The sequence below is a fragment of the Micromonospora sp. NPDC005252 genome, from assembly GCF_042872475.1.
In the GTDB taxonomy this organism is placed as follows: Bacteria; Actinomycetota; Actinomycetes; order Mycobacteriales; family Micromonosporaceae; genus Micromonospora.
Window position 1 is genome coordinate 15,299 of sequence record NZ_JBIAKN010000004.1, and the last position, 17,766, is coordinate 33,064.

The 17,766-nt window shown below is 70.8% G+C and carries 20 protein-coding genes; 10 read left to right on the forward strand and 10 right to left on the reverse strand.

Annotated features, from left to right (window positions below):
- Positions 1 to 36: 36 nt before the first annotated feature.
- Positions 37 to 828, forward strand: coding sequence for a hypothetical protein (locus ACFYPH_RS13140; RefSeq protein WP_387182314.1), 792 nt, complete (start codon positions 37 to 39; stop codon positions 826 to 828).
- A 136-nt stretch (positions 829 to 964) separates the two neighbouring features.
- Here ACFYPH_RS13140 and ACFYPH_RS13145 read toward each other — a convergent pair whose 3' ends face one another.
- Positions 965 to 1,870: a methyltransferase domain-containing protein gene (locus tag ACFYPH_RS13145; RefSeq protein WP_387181526.1), complete on the reverse strand. Its 906-nt coding sequence runs from the start codon at positions 1,868 to 1,870 to the stop codon at positions 965 to 967.
- 242 nt (positions 1,871 to 2,112) lie between these two features.
- Here ACFYPH_RS13145 and ACFYPH_RS13150 point away from each other — a divergent pair, with 242 nt between their 5' ends.
- Positions 2,113 to 2,361, forward strand: a complete 249-nt coding sequence (locus ACFYPH_RS13150) for a hypothetical protein (protein WP_354863286.1) — start codon at positions 2,113 to 2,115, stop codon at positions 2,359 to 2,361.
- Positions 2,362 to 2,539: 178 nt separating this feature from the next.
- Here the strand turns inward: ACFYPH_RS13150 and ACFYPH_RS13155 are convergent, their stop codons facing one another.
- Positions 2,540 to 3,367, reverse strand: a complete 828-nt coding sequence (locus ACFYPH_RS13155) for an SAM-dependent methyltransferase (protein WP_354861117.1) — start codon at positions 3,365 to 3,367, stop codon at positions 2,540 to 2,542.
- 239 nt (positions 3,368 to 3,606) lie between these two features.
- On the opposite strand from ACFYPH_RS13155, the gene ACFYPH_RS13160 reads away from it, so the two are divergent.
- Positions 3,607 to 4,707 carry an NADAR family protein gene (locus ACFYPH_RS13160; protein WP_387181529.1) on the forward strand — a complete coding sequence of 367 codons (1,101 nt, stop codon included), beginning with the start codon at positions 3,607 to 3,609 and terminating at the stop codon, positions 4,705 to 4,707.
- Between the two features lie 70 nt (positions 4,708 to 4,777).
- Here the strand turns inward: ACFYPH_RS13160 and ACFYPH_RS13165 are convergent, their stop codons facing one another.
- Positions 4,778 to 6,118 carry a carbohydrate-binding protein gene (locus ACFYPH_RS13165; protein WP_355068512.1) on the reverse strand — a complete coding sequence of 447 codons (1,341 nt, stop codon included), beginning with the start codon at positions 6,116 to 6,118 and terminating at the stop codon, positions 4,778 to 4,780.
- Positions 6,119 to 6,335: 217 nt separating this feature from the next.
- Between ACFYPH_RS13165 and ACFYPH_RS13170 the strand changes: the two genes are divergently transcribed.
- The 3 genes from ACFYPH_RS13170 to ACFYPH_RS13180 all read left to right on the forward strand — a co-directional run bounded on the left by ACFYPH_RS13170 (position 6,336) and on the right by ACFYPH_RS13180 (position 8,947).
- A complete protein-coding gene (locus ACFYPH_RS13170) occupies positions 6,336 to 6,506 on the forward strand; it encodes a hypothetical protein (RefSeq protein ID WP_354861122.1) in 171 nt (56 codons plus the stop codon).
- A 128-nt stretch (positions 6,507 to 6,634) separates the two neighbouring features.
- A complete protein-coding gene (locus ACFYPH_RS13175) occupies positions 6,635 to 7,795 on the forward strand; it encodes a cellulose binding domain-containing protein (protein WP_387181533.1) in 1,161 nt (386 codons plus the stop codon).
- A 24-nt stretch (positions 7,796 to 7,819) separates the two neighbouring features.
- Positions 7,820 to 8,947: a glycosyl hydrolase 53 family protein gene (locus tag ACFYPH_RS13180; protein ID WP_354861125.1), complete on the forward strand. Its 1,128-nt coding sequence runs from the start codon at positions 7,820 to 7,822 to the stop codon at positions 8,945 to 8,947.
- A 27-nt stretch (positions 8,948 to 8,974) separates the two neighbouring features.
- On the opposite strand, the gene ACFYPH_RS13185 is transcribed toward ACFYPH_RS13180, so the two are convergent.
- The 3 genes from ACFYPH_RS13185 to ACFYPH_RS13195 form a co-directional block, all read right to left on the reverse strand.
- The gene (locus ACFYPH_RS13185; RefSeq protein ID WP_354861127.1) at positions 8,975 to 9,856 is read right to left on the reverse strand and encodes a fructosamine kinase family protein; all 882 of its coding nucleotides are present in this window, start codon (positions 9,854 to 9,856) and stop codon (positions 8,975 to 8,977) included.
- Positions 9,857 to 9,966: 110 nt separating this feature from the next.
- On the reverse strand, positions 9,967 to 10,614 hold the full coding sequence (locus tag ACFYPH_RS13190; RefSeq protein ID WP_354861129.1) for a response regulator transcription factor: 648 nt from the start codon (positions 10,612 to 10,614) through the stop codon (positions 9,967 to 9,969).
- A complete protein-coding gene (locus tag ACFYPH_RS13195; protein WP_355139816.1) occupies positions 10,611 to 11,714 on the reverse strand; it encodes a sensor histidine kinase in 1,104 nt (367 codons plus the stop codon). The genes ACFYPH_RS13190 and ACFYPH_RS13195 overlap by 4 nt, the downstream gene beginning before the upstream one ends.
- 141 nt (positions 11,715 to 11,855) lie before the next feature.
- On the opposite strand from ACFYPH_RS13195, the gene ACFYPH_RS13200 reads away from it, so the two are divergent.
- Complete coding sequence (locus ACFYPH_RS13200) at positions 11,856 to 12,449, forward strand: CDP-alcohol phosphatidyltransferase family protein (RefSeq protein ID WP_354861132.1); 594 nt, start codon at positions 11,856 to 11,858, stop codon at positions 12,447 to 12,449.
- The gene (locus ACFYPH_RS13205) at positions 12,446 to 12,916 is read left to right on the forward strand and encodes a VTT domain-containing protein (protein WP_354861133.1); all 471 of its coding nucleotides are present in this window, start codon (positions 12,446 to 12,448) and stop codon (positions 12,914 to 12,916) included. The genes ACFYPH_RS13200 and ACFYPH_RS13205 overlap by 4 nt, the downstream gene beginning before the upstream one ends.
- A 78-nt stretch (positions 12,917 to 12,994) precedes the next feature.
- Here ACFYPH_RS13205 and ACFYPH_RS13210 read toward each other — a convergent pair whose 3' ends face one another.
- From ACFYPH_RS13210 to ACFYPH_RS13220, 3 genes are all read right to left on the reverse strand, one after another.
- Complete coding sequence (locus ACFYPH_RS13210; RefSeq protein WP_354861134.1) at positions 12,995 to 13,423, reverse strand: hypothetical protein; 429 nt, start codon at positions 13,421 to 13,423, stop codon at positions 12,995 to 12,997.
- Between the two features lie 75 nt (positions 13,424 to 13,498).
- Positions 13,499 to 14,704, reverse strand: coding sequence for an MFS transporter (locus tag ACFYPH_RS13215; RefSeq protein ID WP_354861136.1), 1,206 nt, complete (start codon positions 14,702 to 14,704; stop codon positions 13,499 to 13,501).
- 17 nt (positions 14,705 to 14,721) lie between these two features.
- Entirely contained in the window at positions 14,722 to 15,246 is a 525-nt protein-coding gene (locus ACFYPH_RS13220; RefSeq protein WP_354861138.1) for a hypothetical protein, read from the reverse strand.
- A 90-nt stretch (positions 15,247 to 15,336) separates the two neighbouring features.
- Here ACFYPH_RS13220 and ACFYPH_RS13225 point away from each other — a divergent pair, with 90 nt between their 5' ends.
- Positions 15,337 to 15,834: a YcxB family protein gene (locus tag ACFYPH_RS13225; RefSeq protein ID WP_354861140.1), complete on the forward strand. Its 498-nt coding sequence runs from the start codon at positions 15,337 to 15,339 to the stop codon at positions 15,832 to 15,834.
- Between the two features lie 63 nt (positions 15,835 to 15,897).
- On the opposite strand, the gene ACFYPH_RS13230 is transcribed toward ACFYPH_RS13225, so the two are convergent.
- Entirely contained in the window at positions 15,898 to 16,329 is a 432-nt protein-coding gene (locus tag ACFYPH_RS13230; RefSeq protein ID WP_387181539.1) for a hypothetical protein, read from the reverse strand.
- A gap of 81 nt (positions 16,330 to 16,410) precedes the next feature.
- On the opposite strand from ACFYPH_RS13230, the gene ACFYPH_RS13235 reads away from it, so the two are divergent.
- Positions 16,411 to 17,700 carry a cellulose-binding domain-containing protein gene (locus ACFYPH_RS13235; RefSeq protein WP_354861143.1) on the forward strand — a complete coding sequence of 430 codons (1,290 nt, stop codon included), beginning with the start codon at positions 16,411 to 16,413 and terminating at the stop codon, positions 17,698 to 17,700.
- The last annotated feature ends 66 nt before the right edge of the window (positions 17,701 to 17,766 follow it).

Here is a 17,766-nt window from a genome sequence, read left to right on the forward strand (position 1 = left end):
GTGTATTGACTGTGTGATGATCGGGTGGTGCGGGTGATGATGGCCACCGATGCGGGGCACCCGGGGCGAAAGAATGAGGACTTCGCCGGTGCCGTGCCGTCCGGCATGGTTCTGGTTGACGGCGCGGGTGGCATCGCCGGCGCCGAGAAGGTCTGCCATCACGGCGTGACCTGGTACGCCACCCGTTTCGGAGGTGCTCTCCTGGGCGCGCTGTCTGATGACCGGACCCTACGTGAGGTGCTGGCCGAGAGCATTGAGCGGATCACCGACGAGCATCGCGACACCTGCGATGTCACGAATTCCATCAGCCCTTACGCGGCCGTGGCGATGCTCCGATTCTCGGATGGTCTCGTCGAGCACCTGGTCCTCGGAGACGCCGTGGCGGTCATCGGCCGGACCGGGGCCGATCCCTTCGTCGCCCACGATCCGCGCGAGGTGATGATCGCCCGCTCCGTGGAGGCCCGGCTGAAGGGCGTGCCGGAGGGCACTGACGAGTACCGGCGACTCCTGCTGGAGTTGCGTGCACAACGGAACAGCCCGGGCGGTTTTTGGGTGGCCAAGGACGACCCGCGGGTGGTGGACGAGGCGATCACCGGCAGCTGCCCAACGGACGAGATGACCGTTGCTGCGCTGCTGAGCAACGGCGTGAGCCGGCTGGTGGACACCCTCAGACTGACCAGTTGGGCGGGACTGCTGCACCTGGCGGGGACGGTCGGACCCGGCGAGATCATCCGCTGGGTCAGGGAGGCTGAGGTTCGCGGCGACGTCGCCCCCGACGACGCGACGATCCTCTGCTGCAGCCGGACTAGACAGCTCGGCGACGGGTGACTCGATTGCCTTTTTCCGGCCGGGCATACTCGCTGCTCATGACGTACGACCTCGCGGTTTGGCAAGGCGAGCGCCCAGACGAGTGGAACGCGGCCGAGACCTTCAGCGCCTTGTACGACCAGTCCAGGCAGACCGCTTAGCCTGGGCGGCGTCCCCATGCCGAGATCAGCGGCGCGAGGGTGAGGTCGAGCTCGCCGGCATCGACGGCGGCCAGGTGCGCGTCGATCTCGGCGTCGTCGGCCAGCCCGGCGGCGAGCAACTCGGCGCGGACCATGCGTACCGTCGCGATCTCCAGCCGGTCGCAGGCCACCCCACCGACCGGGAAGCAGCCGGCCGCCGCCACATCGACCAGGCCCGCCGCGCGCAACGCCTGCGGCAGCGTACGGCCGTAGCGCAGGTCGGCGCCGCGGCGCGTCATCAACTCCCGGACGGCACGCCGCAGCCGGTTGGCACGCCGCTGCGCCGGACCGACCTCATCGAGACAGGCCAACGGCTGCAACTCGGTGTCGGCATCCTCGACCAACAACCAGCCGCCGGGCCGCAGCGCCGCCACCATCGTCGCCAACGCCCGGGCCCGGTCGGGCACGTGAACGAGCACGAGCCGCGCGTGTACCAGGTCAAACGTGCCGGACTGCGGCGGCGGGTCCCCGACGACGTCGTGCCGAAGAACCTCGTACCCGCCCTGCGGGTCCAACCAGGCCGGATTGATGTCCGTGGCCAGCACGTAACCGGTTGGTCCGACGGCCGTGGCCAGGGCCTCGGGAATGCTGGGACCTCCGGCACCAACTTCCCAGCAGCGCCAGCCCGCCCGCACTCCGAGCCGGTCGAGGTGCCCACGCGTGACACCGTCGAACAGCTCGGCCAGCCAGCTGAACCGCTCGCCCGCCTCGCGCCGGGCATTGTCGAGCAGGTAGCGGTGATCCGGGGCAGGCTCCGGGGACTGTGGCGACGGGGTCCTGGCCTGCGCGCCCGCAGTATTCACCGGCCCGCCCGTCGTGTACGGCTCGGGCCCGGGATCGACGACGGGCTGCGATGAACTCATGCCCACATCCTCACGCCCGATCGTGTACGGCGTCAGCGCGACACGGGCTGAAACCAGACACAGCAACGCCTCGACCGGCCCAGTCGCAGGGGGCTCACGAGTCGGCGAGCCGAAGGAGATCACGTAGGTGGGCAACCTCGGAGCGGTTCTCCGGACCGAATCGCTGCAGTGCTCGGCGCCACGCGTCCACCGTCGCGAGCAGGTCGCCCGCGGCGTGGTGCGTGGTGCCGAGGTGGGTGAGCGTGCGTTTGAGCGGGACGCGCGCCGACGGTGCGCTGGCGACGGGCGCGGTGGCTACCGGCGCGCGAGCTGCGGGGGTGGCGTCGTTCGGTGCCCTCGCCGTAGGGGCGCTGGCCGCCGGGGCCGTGGCTGTCGGGGTGCTGGTCATCGGGCGGCTAGCCATTCGCCGGGCGGTCGTGCGGGAGCTGCGCGTCGGCCGGTTGGAGATCGACGAGCTGGTGGTGCACAGCCAACCCGCTGCCGAGGGATGACCCGCTCCCGCGCTGGGCGCGAGACCGTCGTTGGTGGTGCGCGGGAAACCGTGGAGGTGGCGGGCAGCACCGAGTCCGGGAGACTGGCGGGGCATCAACTCGCCCGGGTCAAGAACCAACGCGGTGCGGTCCGTCGGCGGGACGCGTTCGCGCCGACGGACCGCACCGGAAACGACGCCTACGGTTTGCGGGCGAGGAGCCCGACGAAGGTGTGATAGGTGTCGGTCTGCATCGGCGCGGGCGTACCCGGCTCTGGGCGCCACTCGGCCAGCGGCACCAGCCCCGGCTCCAGCAGCGTCAGCCCATCGGCGAACGAGAGGATCTCCTCGTCCGTACGCCAGCGGCCGGTGCCCAACGACTCGTTGAAGACCCGCTCGACCTCGCGGGCCTTGCGGGAGCCTTCGGGGTCCCGCTCACCCGGGTCGCGGAAGTGCGAGATCGCCACATAGCTGCCGGAGGGCAGCGCGTCGATCAACGCCGCCGCCACCGCTCGCGGATCCTCGTCGTCACCGAGGTGGTGCAGGATCGCGAAGAGCAACAACCCGATCGGTCGGTCAAAATCGAGGAACCGACGTACGTCCGGATGGTTGAGGATTTCCTGTGGTGCCCGGACGTCCGCCTGGATCACCGTCGCGGTGCCCTCCGCGGCGAGCAGGGCCCGTCCGTGTGTCAGGACGATCGGATCATTGTCCACATACACCACCTGAGCCTTCGGGTTCTGCTCGGTGGCGACCTCGTGCACGTTGCCCTGGGTGGGCAGCCCCGATCCGATGTCGAGGAACTGGTCGATGCCCGCCTCGGTGACCAGGAAGCGAATCACGCGACGCAGAAAGGCCCGGTTCGCCTGACCGGCTGCCGGCCCATCCGGTGTGATCCGCAGGGCGTGCTCGGCGACCTGTCGGTCGACCTCGAAGTTGTCCTTGCCGCCGAGGAAGAAGTCATAGACCCGGGCCACGCTGGGAATGCTGGGGTCGATGCCGGGGGGTGCCGCCTTGTCGCGGGTCACAGGCGTCTCCATTCGATCGGGACGGGCGCAGTCTGAGGTCTGCGGGCGGTGCCGGATTGCGGCGAGTCTAGCGATCGGGAAGGTTGAATTTTACCCCGACTGGTATCGCTCCCAGCGAACCGTCCCGTGACCAGCACACTCGTTCAGCGACACCGGCGGGTGGTAGGCCCGGCGCCATCACGGTCATGTTGCTGGCGGTCGGCCGGGACCCGGCGCCGCGTCCCGTTAGGCTCGCCGGCATGCCGGACAGCACTTCGACGTCGCGCGTAGTCGGCGGCGATGTCATCGAAGGGCGGCAACGCCTCATCTTCGTCAACAAAGGTGATCACTACGCACTCAGCACGCTCGGCGTTTTCGCGGACGGCGTCGTCCTCTGGCGATACGGTTCAACTGATCTCGACGGCCTTCGCGCTGTGTTCGACGATGGAACGCTGACCCTGACGCCACCCGAGGGCTCTTCGCTGATCATCAGCGGCACGGCGAGAGGATCCGTGCCGGCACTGGAGTCGTGGCTGACTCCGGAGCTGGTGATCGGCGAACTCGCCGACGAGGTGGACCTTCTCAACAACCGGCCGGATTCCTCCCGGCGCTGCTGGAACGCACTGCTGGTGTACGCCGCGGAGCCGACCGGGGCAAACCTGGAAATCGTTCGCGCGCTGTATCACGCGGTGCCCGAACACCGCCGTATCTACATGCTCGGTGACATGGACCAGAACGACGTCCCGGTCCGGATCCTGCTCGCTGAAGTGGGTGAGACGATCCAGGCCAGGCGCTCAGGCCACATGCTCACGGTGACCCCCGAGGCCCGGAAGCAGGCGCTCGACTATTTCCGCAGGAGCGAGGCTGGTATCGCCAAAGCCCGGACACAGCAGGTGGCGGACGGACCGGAGACAACCGTCCCGCTGACCATCGGCGGGCACGTCTATCCGCATGGCTGGCCGGACCCCGCGGGCCTCGAGGTCCTGCAGATCGACTATCCGGCGGCGGTGATACACGGCGGCCGGGAGTACGCGAGCGTCATGCACGCCTACTGGGCGCTGTCCACTGATGACGCCGAATGGCGCGATCGGATCGCCACGGCCGTCCGTGGCCTCGACGCCCGGGCTGTCGGCGAGGAGGCACCCCGGCGGGCAGGCTGGCCGGCGGCGCGGCTGAGCGTGATGGCCTCGCTGCTGCGGGACAAGTTCGAGCGCCATCCGGCGATGGCGGAAACGCTGCTGGGCACGGGTGACGCCCGGCTGCTCTACAACGACTGGGCTTCGAAATATTGGAGTTCGAGCGGCACCAACTGGATTGGACGGCTGCTGGAACTCGTCCGGTCGGAACTGACTCACCGATAACCGGGCCCGCCGAAAGGGATCACCGGCCCGTGAACGGTCCGGGCCGGTGATCAGGAGACAGTGTTGCGGGTCAGCGGCCCTGCAGGCGCTTCACGTTGTCGCCGAAGGTCCAGCCCTTCGACCCGTCCCAGTTCGCCGACCAGGTCATCAGGCCCTTGATGCCGGGGACACTGTTGTACGCCTGGGTGACCAGCGACGTCGACATGTAGCCGCCACCGGCACCGGACTGCGCGGGCAGGCCCGGAACCTGCTTGTCGTACGGCACGCGGATGGTGGTGCCCTGGATGGTGAGGCCGTTGTTCAGGCACTGCGTCTGCACCGTGAAGCCCTGCACGGTGCCGGCGGGGTACGAGTCGCCGGCGCAGCCGTACATGCTGCCGTTGTAGTACTGCATGTTCAGCCACCAGAGCCGGCCGTTGTCCACGTACTTCTTGATGATCGGCAGGTACGAGCCCCAGATCGAGCCGTAGACCACACTGCCGCCGGTGACGTAGGCCGTCTCCGGTGCCATGGTCAGGCCGAAGTTCGAGGGCATCCGGGCCAGCACCCCGTCGATGATCCGGATCAGGTTGGCCTGCGACGTCGACAGGGTATTGATGTTGCCGCTACCGGTCAGGCCGGTCTCGATGTCGATGTCGATGCCGTCGAAGTGGTAGGCCGTCAGGATCGGCACGATCGTCGCGATGAACCGGTCGGCGACCGCGGTGGAGCTCAGGTCGATGCCCGCGGCGGCCCCGCCGATCGACATCAGGATCGTGGCGCCGGCGGCTTTGGCCTGGCACATCTCGGCCGGGGTGGCCACCTTCACGCCGGCGTCCATGCCGTTCTCCCAGAGGACCGTGCCGTCTGAGCGGATCACCGGGAACGCCGCGTTGATCACGTTGTAGCCGTGCTGGTTGAGCCGGCTGTCGGTGATCGGGATCCAGCCGAGTCCGGGGTGGACACCGTTCGAGGCGCCGTCCCAGTTCTCCCAGTAGCCCTGCAACACCTTGCCGGTGGGCCGCGACTTTACCGCGCAGGTCCCGCCAGTTGGCGGCGGCGTGGTGGGGGGAGGTGTGGTCGGAGGCGGCGTGGTGGGTGGCGCGGTCGTCGGTGGTGGCGTGGTGGGCGGCGGCGTGCTTCCCGAGCACGCGCCCAGGTCACGCCACAGCGACGGGGTCGCGGCGGGGTTCCAGCCGGCGCCGGGGTACGCGGTGTGGGTGACCAGAGCCTGGTAGAGCCGGCCACCGTAGGTGACCTGGGTGCCTGCCTGGTAGGTGGTGCCCTCGGCCCAGGCCGGCGCGGTGCAGGCGACCAGCGCGACGGCGTTGGCCGAGGGCACGGCCGCCATGCTGCTGGGGACGAAGGCGACGGCGGCCGTGACGGTCATCGCCGCCCCGGCCACCACTGCGAAAATCCGACGGCTTCTCATGGCTCACTCTCCGGCTTCGGCGACCCGTGACCTCCACATATTGACGTTCGTGCGGCTTAATAGCAAGGGTTGTTTACAGATAGCGGGCGGGTCGTCGCCGACGCCGGCGGCTCCGGGGCGCCCAGCCGTGTCCGGGGCCGCCGAGGGGACCGGTGCCCGGGTGCCGCGGCGACCGCCTCGACAGGCGGTGGCGACTGTCGTGCTGGATACTTCCCCGATGACCAATCCTGACCTCGATCCGGACGTCTATCCACCCCTCGATCCTCGCGAGCCCGTTCCGGAGACCGCCGAAGAGCTGCTTCCCGGTACGCCGAACGAACTGCCGGCCGCGCCGACTGAACCGATGCCCGACGACGGCGAGCCCGGAGGCGTACCCGAGCCGGCGTGACAGTCGTCCGGCAGCGCTGTCCCGCCCCGCTGTGAGACGTCAAGGACTCGGGTGGGACCCGCGCATGGTCGCCGACCGAGGCGTGAGATACGTTGGCGATCATCGATACGTGGCGGGATCGTCGACGTATGACAGGCGTGTTCCCGTCCTCGCTGATCCGCCGCCTACTGCCGGGTCTGCTGGCCGCCGTCGTGGTGTCGACGGCGGTGCTCACCACCGCGATCAGCGCCGCTCCGGCAGCCGACGCCGGGGCCGCGCCGCCGGCCGCGTACCCCGGAATCGTCCCGGCCCCCGGCGGGCCCGCGGCGCCGACGCCAACCACGGCGCCCAGTACGCCGAGCACCTCGCCCTTCCCGCCGAGCGCGCCCACGAACCTGACCGCCAGCGAGGTCCGGACCGGGTCGGTCACCCTCACCTGGACGGCCGCCAGGCCGGGCTGTTGCGCCGTCACCGGGTACGACATCACGTACTACCAGGCGTTCGACGACGTCATCTACAGCGCCAGCGTCGGGGCCGTCACCACCACCACGATCAGCAACTACCTCCGGCCGGGCAAGCAGTACTCGTTCCGGGTGGCCGCCCGGGACAGCCTGGGACACCGCTCGGCCTCGACAGACGCGCTGACCGTGGTCACCCCGGTGACGGACACCGGCCCGGACACCACCCCGCCGAGCGCCCCGCAGAACCTGGCCGTCGGCGAGGTGACCGCCTCGACCGCCACGCTGTCCTGGTCGCCGTCGACGGACAACGTCGGCGTGCTCGGGTACAACGTCTACCAGTTCGACGGCTGGTTCACCTCGACGCTGATCGCCACCGTGCCGGGAACGACGTACACGGCGTCGCTACCCCCGTCGACGCCGCTTCGCAACCTGTTCTACGTACGGGCCCGGGACGCGGTGGGCAACGTGTCGATCGCGTCCAACACGGTCGCCCTGCCCACGACGTCCACTCCGCCGCCCCCGCCGCTCCCGACCTGCCGGGTCACCTACCGGAACCAGTCCGAGTGGCACGGCGGCTTCGTGGCCACGGTGACGGTCCAGAACACTGGCGCGGCACCGGTCGACGGCTGGATCGTCACCTTCAGCTTCCCGGGAGACCAGCAGGTCATCTCGGGGTGGAACGCCACGGTCGGCCAGACCGGCGCCACCGTGACCGCCCGTAACGTCGACTGGAACCGCGTCCTCGCGCCGAACGGCTCGGCGAGCTTCGGCGTCCAGGGGCGGTGGAGCACCAACGACGCGCCGCCGACCAGCTTCTCGTTGAACGGCGCCCCCTGCACGGTGGGCTGAGCGCGTCCCCATTGGAGGATTCTCGTGAGCACACCCCACCGCCGCCGCAGAGCACTGCTCGGGGCTGTCACGGCCGGCATCCTCGCCGCCTCGACCACATTCGGCGGTACGACCGCGCCGGCCTCCGCCGCGAACACGCTCAGCATGCGGGGCGCCGACGTCTCCTCGTTGCAGCGCAGCCTGGATCTGGGCGCCAGGTACTACGATGCCGGCGGTGTCGCCCGCGACCCACTGGACATCCTGAAGTCCGTCGGCGTCAACTACGTCCGACTGCGCGTCTGGAACAACCCGATCAGCGGCTACAACAACAAGAGCAAGGTCTTGACCCAGGCGAGGGCGGCCAGGGCGAAGGGCCTCAAAGTGCTCATCGACTTCCACTACTCCGACACCTGGGCCGACCCCGGCAAGCAGTACAAGCCGGCCGCCTGGGTCGGCCACAGCCTGAGTCAACTGCGCACCGACGTCTACACCTTCACCTACGACGTCTGCTCCAGCCTCCGAGGGCAGGGCACCCCACCGGACAGTGTGCAGATCGGCAACGAGATCAACGTCGGGATGCTGTGGGACGAGGGCAAGGTCGTCAACAACGACTTCGCCCCGCTGGCCGGCTTGCTCAAGCAGGGCTACAACGCGACCAAGGCGTGCGGCAGCGGCATCCCGGTGATGATCCACACCGCCGACGCCGACAGCAACGCCAACGCGCGATGGTTCTACGACGGCATCCGCGCCCAGGGTGTGCAGTGGGACATCACGGCCCTGTCGTACTACTGCATGTGGCACGGGACCCTGGCGAACCTCTACAACAACATCGTCGACCTGCGCGGCCGCTACGGGAAGCCGGTGGTGATCGTGGAGACCGCGTACCCCTTCACCCGGAACAACGCGGACAGCGAGCCGAACGCCATCGGCGACGCGATCTGTGACGGCATCAGCGCGACCTGGTCCGGGCAGGCCCAGGAGTTCGACTGGGTCCAGAACACGGCCCGCAACGCGGGAGCCATCGGTGTCTTCTACTGGGAGCCGACCTGGTACGCCGTCAACGGCAACGGCTGGGATCCGGCCAACATCAACGGCACCGGGAACCAGTGGGACAACATGGCGGTCTTCGACTGGTCCGGGCGGGTGAACCCGGGCGTGCGCTGGACGCCCTGACCCGTCGCCCGACGCGCGCGACCGCGGTCAGGATCGCTTCCGGAATGGGGCGAGGACGGCGCGGATCTGGTCGGCCGCGCCCCAGTCGTCGTCGAACTGGGCCAGCACGGCGAGGTGTTGCCGCAGCTGGATGATCGGCATGCGGGCCTGCCAACCGCTGTCGAGCGAGGTCAGTTCCGCGTAGACCTCGAACATCCGTCGCGCCTCGGGCGGAGGCGAGGTGGACCACACGTGGGCGAGGTCGACCTCGGCCCACACGTACGACACGGCCGGATCGATCAGCGCGGGCTGCCCGTCCGGAGTGGCCAGGATGTTCTGCACCCACAGGTCGCCGTGCGTCAGGCAGGCCGGCCGGTCCGGCAGCAGGTCGGGCAGCCGGTGACACAACCGCTCCAGCGCCGCCCGGTCGCCCGCGTCCAGTGCCGCCTCGACGCGCGGCTGCCCGAGCCACCGAAGCAGCCGGTGCTGTGCGAAGAAGGCGTAGCCGTCGTCATTCCAGGTATTGATCTGGCGGCGACGGCCCAGCCAGTTGTCGTGGTGCCATCCGAAGCGAGGATGGGTCGTGCTCATGTGCATGCGCGCGAGGACGTGGGCGAACTGCTCCCAGAAGACCTCGCTGCGCGGCCTCGGCTCCAGCATCGACAAGACGAGAAGTTCCCGGTCCGCCAGGATCACCTCGGGTGCCGCCACACCGCCGAGCTCGCGCAGGGCGGCCAGCCCTTCGGCCTCCGCGACGAAGACGTCGTCGGCCGGAGCGTCGGCGAAGGCCTTGACGAACACCGGCGGCGCGTCCCGGCGGGTGGCGATGCCCGCGAGCGCAGCGATCCCGCCCGTCACCGGTTCCACCGCGACGATGTCGCGCATCCTGGGCCGGAGCAGGCGCTCCAGCAGGACCGTCGTCGAGCGCATCAGGTCCGACTCCTCGGGTGCGGTGGTTCACGTCGCGCGCAATCCTAGGTGGCGGATGCCGGCCTCTCGAACGATCGACGATCGTCTTCCGGCCCGCTTCCGCCGACGGGTCAGGGTGTCAGGCCGGCCTGGATCGCCAGGATCGCGGCGCCCACTCGGTCACGGCTGCCGGTCTTGGCCAGCACATTGGTGACGTGGGTCTTGACGGTGCTCATCGAGAGGAAGAGGCGCTCGGCGATCTCGTTGTTGTTGAGCCCGGCGCCGATCAGGGCGAGCACGTCGGTCTCCCGCGGGGTCAGCTGGTAGACCGCCAGGTCCACGCGGGTGGCCGGCCCGGTAGCGCGTACCCGGTCGAGAACGGCGCCGGTGACCTCGGCGGAGAGGATCGCCTCGCCGGCGGCGACGGTGCGTACCGCGGCGATCAGATCGGCTGCGCTGCACCGCTTGAGGAGGAACCCGCGCGCGCCGGAGGCGATGGCGTCCAGGACGTAGGCGTCGTCGTCGAAGGTGGTCACAACGATCACGGCCGGGGCGTGCGGGATCGCGGCCAGCTCGCGGGTGGCCTGCAGACCGTCGAGCACCGGCATGCGGATGTCCACGAGGGCGACGTCGATGCGGGGGTCGCGACGCACGGCGTCGAGGAACTGCCGGCCGTCGGCGGCCTCGGCGGCGACGTGGATGTCGGGTTGGGACCGCAGGATCAGGCCGAAGCCGTCGCGGACCAGCTGCTGGTCGTCGACGATCGCTACCCGGATCACGGGTTCGCCACCGGCAGGGTGACCTGCACCAGGGTGCCGCCGCCGGGTCGCCGCGTCAGCTCCCAGCTTCCACCGCGCGCCCGCACGCGCTCCTCGATGCCCAGCAGGCCCGAACCGCGCCTGGGTGTCTGGGGCGGCCCGACGCCGTCGTCGCTGACCCGTAGACGGGCGTGGTCGCCGACGCGGACCAGTTCGATCCAGGCCGCTGTGGCCTTCGCGTGGCGGGCGATATTGGTGAGGGCCTCCTGGGCGATGCGGTAGGCGGTCAACACGCCGATCTCGTCCAGACCCGGCTCCGGGTCCACACGTACCCGTACCGCCACGCCCTGCTGGCGCAGCGGCTGCGCGAGCAGCTCGTCGATATCGGACAGGCGGGGCGGCGCGCTCACCGCGATCGCCGCGTGCGGATCGCGCAGGTGCACGACGAGCGTGTCCAGTTCGCTCAGCGCGGTGCGGCCGCTGCCCGCGATCGCCCGCAGCGCCGCCCCCGGGTCGGCGCTGAGCTGGCCCGCCTCGGCCTGGACCACCATCGCGGTGACGTGGTGGCCGACCACGTCATGCAGCTCGCGGGCCAGGTTGGTGCGCTGCTCGAGCCAGGCCGCCTGGCCGCGCAGGTCGTCCGCCTCCCGGGTGAGCGCGCGGCCGCGGGACCACGACCGCAACAGGATCGCCAGGACATAGCCGGCCGTCACGAAGACGAACGGCTGCTCGTACATTCCTCGCCCGGTGAGCAGCGCGGTGGTGAGGGCGCCGGCCGCGCCGAGCAGGCCAGCCAGCCACCCCAGCCACGGACGCCGGGCTGGGTCTTCGCAGCTGGAGAGGAACACGAGGCAGGCGGCCGCGAGGCCCAACTGCACCGACTCCCCGGTGCTCACGATCGCCACGAACCCGGCACAGGCCGCGAAGACCAGGGCGCGGTAGCGGGGCCGCAGCGCCGTGGCGCCGAGGCCGACCGGCACCACCAGCCACGCCCAGCCCGCCGGCACGGACAGGCCCCCCTCGGCGGTCGTGATCACGAGAGCGATGATCAACCCCGCCAAGGCGTACGCCAGCCCGCGCACCCGCTCGGGGTCACGCAACCATTCCCGGATGTCGGTCATCACCTCAACAGTCTCCGCGACCAGCTCGGAGACCGACCAGTACCTCGGTACCAGATCGGGCGGTACCCCGGTGCTGCCCCGGCGAGCGGATCGGCACCACGGCACGTTCCGCCGAGAGGCGCACCGCACGACGCTTCTGGGGTGACTCTCGTCGACTCCCGCGCCGCCAGCAGTGTCGGCCCTCTCCGCACGGTTCCCAACTACATCACCGCCGTCCGCACGGTCGCCGCGGTCACCGTCGGGATCGCCGCCCTCGTCGCGGGATCGGTGGCATTTATGGCGGTAGCGTATGGCATCTACTGGATCGGGGACATGCTCGACGGCTGGGCTGCCCGGCGGCTCGGACAGGAGACCCGGGCGGGGGCCGTCCTCGACATCGTCAGCGATCGCGCGTGCACCGCCGTACTCTGCGTGGGCCTGGTCTCCCTCGTGCCCGACGTCGCGGTCGTGGCCCTGGTGTTCCTGCTGTCGTTCCTGGTGCTGGACACCATGCTGTCGCTGGCGTTCCTGTGCTGGCCGGTGCTCAGCCCCAACTACTTCCACCTGGTCGACCGCCGGGTGTGGGCGTGGAACTGGTCTCCGGTGGCCAAGGCCGCCAACACCGCCGGGGTCGTCGGCGCCATCGCGTTCGGGCAGTACCGGCTCGCGCTGGCCGTCGCCGTCGCCGTCGTCGTGGTCAAGCTGTGGTCAGTCGCCGCGGTGGCCCGGCTGCTCGACCGGGACGGCCGCGCGTGAGCAGCCTCGCCGAGGCGGTCGCGGGGCTCGGTTACGGTCTCGCTTCGGCCCTCGTTCCGGTCGTCAACGCCGAGGCGTACGCGGTGGTCGCCGGGCACCGTGGCGGCCACGTTGTCGTCGCCGTGCTCGCCCTGGCGCTCGGGCAGACCGCCGGCAAGCTGCTCCTGTTCGAATCCGCGCGTCGCGGAACGGGGCGGCTGGCCCGCAGGCTCAGGAGACAGAGCCGGTCAGGTCGTACGGCGGCCCGAGCCGCCCGGTGGACCGGGCCGATCCGGCGTTGGCTCTCCCGCCGCCGCACCGCCCTTCCGACCGTGCTGGTCTCCGCGGCGGTCGGGGTCCCACCGCTGGCCGTGGTCAGCTTCGCCGCCGGCACCGCGGGCCTGCGCCACTGGGAGTTCGCCGTCGCCTGCCTTCTCGGGCGCGTGATCCGATTCGCCCTCCTCGTCCTGCCGGCGACGCTGGCCTGACCCCCGCCGTCGGGGGAGCGGCGACGAACACGACGGCTCACCCGTGCCCGCCGACACGCTCGCGACACTGCCGGTCGCTCATTCCCAGGGCGGGAGATGTCGGCCCACATATGCACGGGCCCGCGGGATCGGGTCTCGCCAGTACCGGTCGGGCATGCGGTGGTGGTGCTCGGCGCAGAATTCGGCGAGATCGGTGCTGATCGGGACGCGTTCGAGCGGGTGGCCCTCGAAGGCCGCGTTGACCGCCAGCACCTGCGGCTCCGGGTTCCAGCCCGCATGGTCGAACGCCCAGCCGCCCCAGACCGCGTACGTGTGGAAGACCGGCAACTCGCCCGCCAGGCGCACCGCCGCCACCTCGATCAACCGGTCCGGGTACGTGTCCCGACAGACCCAGGCGAGGATGTGGCAGGCCCCGGCGGCGAAGAAGGCCTGGTCGGTCCGTTCCCACGCGACGCGCTGGTCTGATCGCTCGATCGCCGTCCGGCGAAAGGCTCCCGCTGCCTCCACCACGCGCACGCTAGTGGGTGACCCGCGGTCCCCTCACCCCGCCCAACGTCGTCCGCCGCGTTGGACCGGCGCGTGTCACTCGGCGAGGCGGATCGCCAGTGGGCCACGCCGTCCCAGTGCCCACACGGTGAGTGCGAAGCAGCAGAGTCCCATTCCCGTGATCGTGACCGCTGTCCAGCCGCCCGCGGCCCAGAGCGTGGCCGCGGCGGCGGAGCCGATGGCGGCGCCGACGAAGTTCCCGGTCGCCAGTGCCGTGTTGAGCCGGCTGCGGGCCTCGTGGGAGAGGGCGAACAGCCGCGCCCGGTTGAGGAGGGCCTGCGTCTGGAGAGCGACATCGATCATGATGATCGCGATGATGAGCAGCGCGACGGACCGGCCGGCGAACGCCGCGACGACGAAGGCGCCGAGGGCCAGTGTCCACGCCACCCCGGTGGCCGGAAGCGACCAACCACGGTCGTGCAGACGACCGCCGCGCAGGCCGGATAGGACACCGGCGAGGCCGGCCAGTCCGAACATCCCGATCACCGCTACCGGGTATCGGAACGGTGGGCCGCTGAGCAGAAACGTCAGCGCCGTCCAGAACAGCGAGAACGCGGCGAACCCGGTGGCGGCCAGGACCAGCGTCCAGCGGGCCGCCCGCTCGCGCAGGACCACCGCGCCGACCGAGGCGATGAGCTGCGGGTACGGCAGGCGGGTGCGCGGCGCCAGCGGTGGAATCGCGCGGTACAGCAGGACCGCGAGCAGGACGGCGACGACTGCGGCGAGGGCGAAGGTCGTACGCCAGCCGGCGGCACCGGCGACGAACCCGCTGATCGTACGGGAGGCGAGGATGCCGCTGAGGGTCCCGGATCCGACGACGCCGACGATCCGACCGCGGTGGGCGTCGCCGGCCAGGTCCCCGGCCAGCGGCGTGAGGACCTGCCCGGAAATCGTCGTGACGCCGAGGACGGTCAGCGCGAGCAGAAGAACGCCGAACGACGGCGACAGCGCGCACAGCAGCAACGCGGCGGCCGAGGCCACCAGCAGCACCGGGACGAACCGGCGGCGGTCCAGGACGTCGCCGAGCGGCACGAGCAGCAGTACGCCGACGGCGTACCCGGTCTGCGTCGCGGTGACGAGCCAGCCGGCCGTCGCGGTGGCGGCGCGGAGGTCGCCGGCGATGAAGCTGAGCAGCGGCTGCGCCCAGTACAGGTTGGCGATCGCCGCTCCCGCTGCCAACGCGAGCAGGAACGTCAGCCGGCGACTCATCTCGGGCGGCGGTGCCGTGCCGGACGCTGCCACCCCGCCACGCTAGTGAATTACGGCTTGCGGCGGAGTTCGCGCAGCACGCCGTGACGGCGCACGGCCCACGCGAGGCGCCGGACGCTCGGGTGCCACACGAACAGCACTGCCGCCCGACGGATCAGGCCGAACCGGTTGTCGCTGACCTGGTTCTCCATCGCCTGCCAGATCAGCTCGCGCACCTTGGCGCTGTCCAGGGCCGCCCGTACCTCACGGCGTACCGCAGGGTCTTCGGTCGCCGAGGCGATGGCGGCGGCCAGGCCCGGACGGGCCGCAAGCGGCTCCACCGCCGCGGCGACGAGCGGCCGGCGTACCTCGTCCTGTTCCAACAGCAGCAGCACGGCCTCCCGGATCTCGACCGTCTCCAGGCCGGAGCGCAGCAGGCTCAGCAGGCTGCGCTCGACCTCGCCGTCGTGATCCGGGACGGACAGCGTGGCCAGCAGCACGGACACCTCGTCGAGATCGATGAGGTGCCGCACCCCGCTGCGGAACTCCGGCAGCTCCCAGGCGACCTGGAGAGCCCTGACGAGATCGCGGTTCATGCGCCATCCGCTACCCGCAAGCGACCGCCGGCGAAACTCCGGCGGCCGACCCGGCGGTGCCCGGGGCGGTTGGGGAACTATCGTTCTGGGGTGCACATCCGTTTCGACGTCCCCGCTGATCCCGACTACCCGGGTCGCGTGGCGGCCACGCTCGGCGGTGTTCGGCTGCGCAGGTACAGCTACGTCGGCGCGGTGCTGGCGGCGGTGGGGGCGATCGGTCTGGTCGTCTCGCGGGGGTTCGCGTCCGGCGAGCGGACGGCGCCGCTGTGGGTGGCGATGCTCGTGGGCGGCGTGCTGTCGATGCTGTACCTGCCGTGGGTGCGGTGGCGCGCGCGTCGCCGCTCCGGTCGCTACGCGGTCGAGGGCGGCTACGACATCACCGATGACAACATCATGATGCGCAGCGGCTCGGAGTCCGGCGGTATCGCGTGGGACGGCGTCGCCCAGGTGCAGGACACCCCGGATTTCTGGATCGTGTACGTCGGCCGGATGCCGGCGACCGTGATCCCACGGTGGTTGATGTCCGCCGAGGACGCCGAGACGTTGCGAGCCTTCATGGCCGACCGCGGGCTGCTCCGACCGCGCTGACCTCGTGTGCCGCCGACGCGCCGGGGCAGAGCACGGCGAAGCCGAGGGCGAGAACCCGACGTTTCAGGACCGGTTACGGGGCTGGGCGAGGAAGCGCAGGTACGCCACCCGGTCGAACGGGTTACCGTCGGTGCGGGGCCGACGCGGCGGGTCGCCGGACACCGGGCGGTCACCCCCGGGCGCCGACGACCACAGCCCCTCCCCGCCGGACAGGTCCGGCAGCAGCCGCTGCGCCTCCGGTTCGAGTCGCGCCGGCAGCAACCCGCTGATGCGCCAGCCGGCAGCGATGTCGGCCCGGCCACCGAATAACGCGCGGGCGGCGTGATCCCACTCGGAAGCGTGACGCTTGATTCGATAGGAATCTGTCAATAGATTGAGGGCGGGCGCCGCCGAGGTCCGGGCAACCGGGCCGTCGGCGACTGACAGGTCCACCCCGAGCCGGGCACGTCGGTCGTACGCATCGACCAGTCGCTGTGGCGCATCGCCGCGCCGCACCCGGCGCGTTGTCGCGCCGCGTCCGCTCCGGACGCGCGCTGCCGCGCCGATTTCCCCAGCTCGATGGCAGAAGGACTTTTCATGACGATTCTCCGCGCCCGCCCCGCCCCGACCCTGGCGGTCGTCGCCGCGCTGGCCGCCGCCGTGACCGCGACCGGAACGGCCCTGCTCGTCGTCCCCGCCGCGGCCGCCCAGGGTTGCCGGGTCGACTACACGCCCAACCAGTGGCCCGGCGGATTCACCGCCAACATCAAGGTCACCCCCGGCGACAGCGCCGTCTCCAGTTGGACCGTCACCTGGAGGTACGCCGGGGACGAGCGCGTCACGAACGGCTGGAACGCCACGGTCAGCCAGTCCGGATCGACGGTGACCGCGCGCAACATGTCGTACAACGGCAGCATCCCGGCCGGCGGTTCCGCCGAGTTCGGCGTGCAGGGCACGTACGGCACCAGTGGCGGCACGCCGACCGGGTTCAGCCTGAACGGCGTGCCGTGCAACGGCACCGGCCCGACCCCGACGACCGGCGTGCCCACCACCCCTCCGCCGACCACCCCTCCGCCGACCACCCCTCCGCCGACCACCCCTCCGCCGACCACCCCTCCGCCGACGACGCCCCCGCCGACCACCCCGCCCCCGACGACGCCTCCGCCCACGACGCCTCCGCCCACCACCCCGCCGCCGGCCGGGTGCGCCGGTGCGGTGCTCTGCGACGGCTTCGAGAACCAGACCGGCGCGACGCCGTCGGGCGACTGGACCGTGGTGAACCCGGACTGTTCGGGCGCCGGCACGGCCACCATCGACACGGCCACCACGCACAGCGGCAGCCGGGCCGTCCGGATCAACGGCGCAGCCGGGTACTGCAACCACGTCTTCATCAGGTCCACCAAGAATCTCAGCAGCGTGGGCAGCGTGCGGTACGGCCGGATCTGGGTACGGCACACCACCGCCCAGCCCACCGACCACACCACGATGATGGCGATGGCCGACGCCGCCGACGGCAACCGGGACCTGCGGATGGGCGGCCAGAACGGCGCCCTGCAGTGGAACCGCGCCTCCGACGACGCGACGCTGCCCGAGCAGAGCCCGGCCGGGGTGGCGCAGAGCGTCCCGCTTCCCACCAACCGGTGGGCCTGCCTGGAGTTCATGGTGGACGGCTCGGCCGGTCAGCTGCGTACCTGGCTGGACGGCACGGCCATCGCGGGGCTGACCGCGGACGGCGTGCCGACGCACGACATCGACGGCCAGTGGTACAACCGCACCTGGCGTCCGCAGCTCACCGACCTGAAGCTCGGCTGGGAGAGCTACGGCAACGGAGCCGACACCCTCTGGTACGACGACGTCGCGGTCGGGTCCAGCCGGATCGGCTGCTGACCCTGCGAGGTCCGGTAGCTCTGGTCAAGGGTGTGGCCCGCTCGACGTGTCACACCCTTGGCCAGC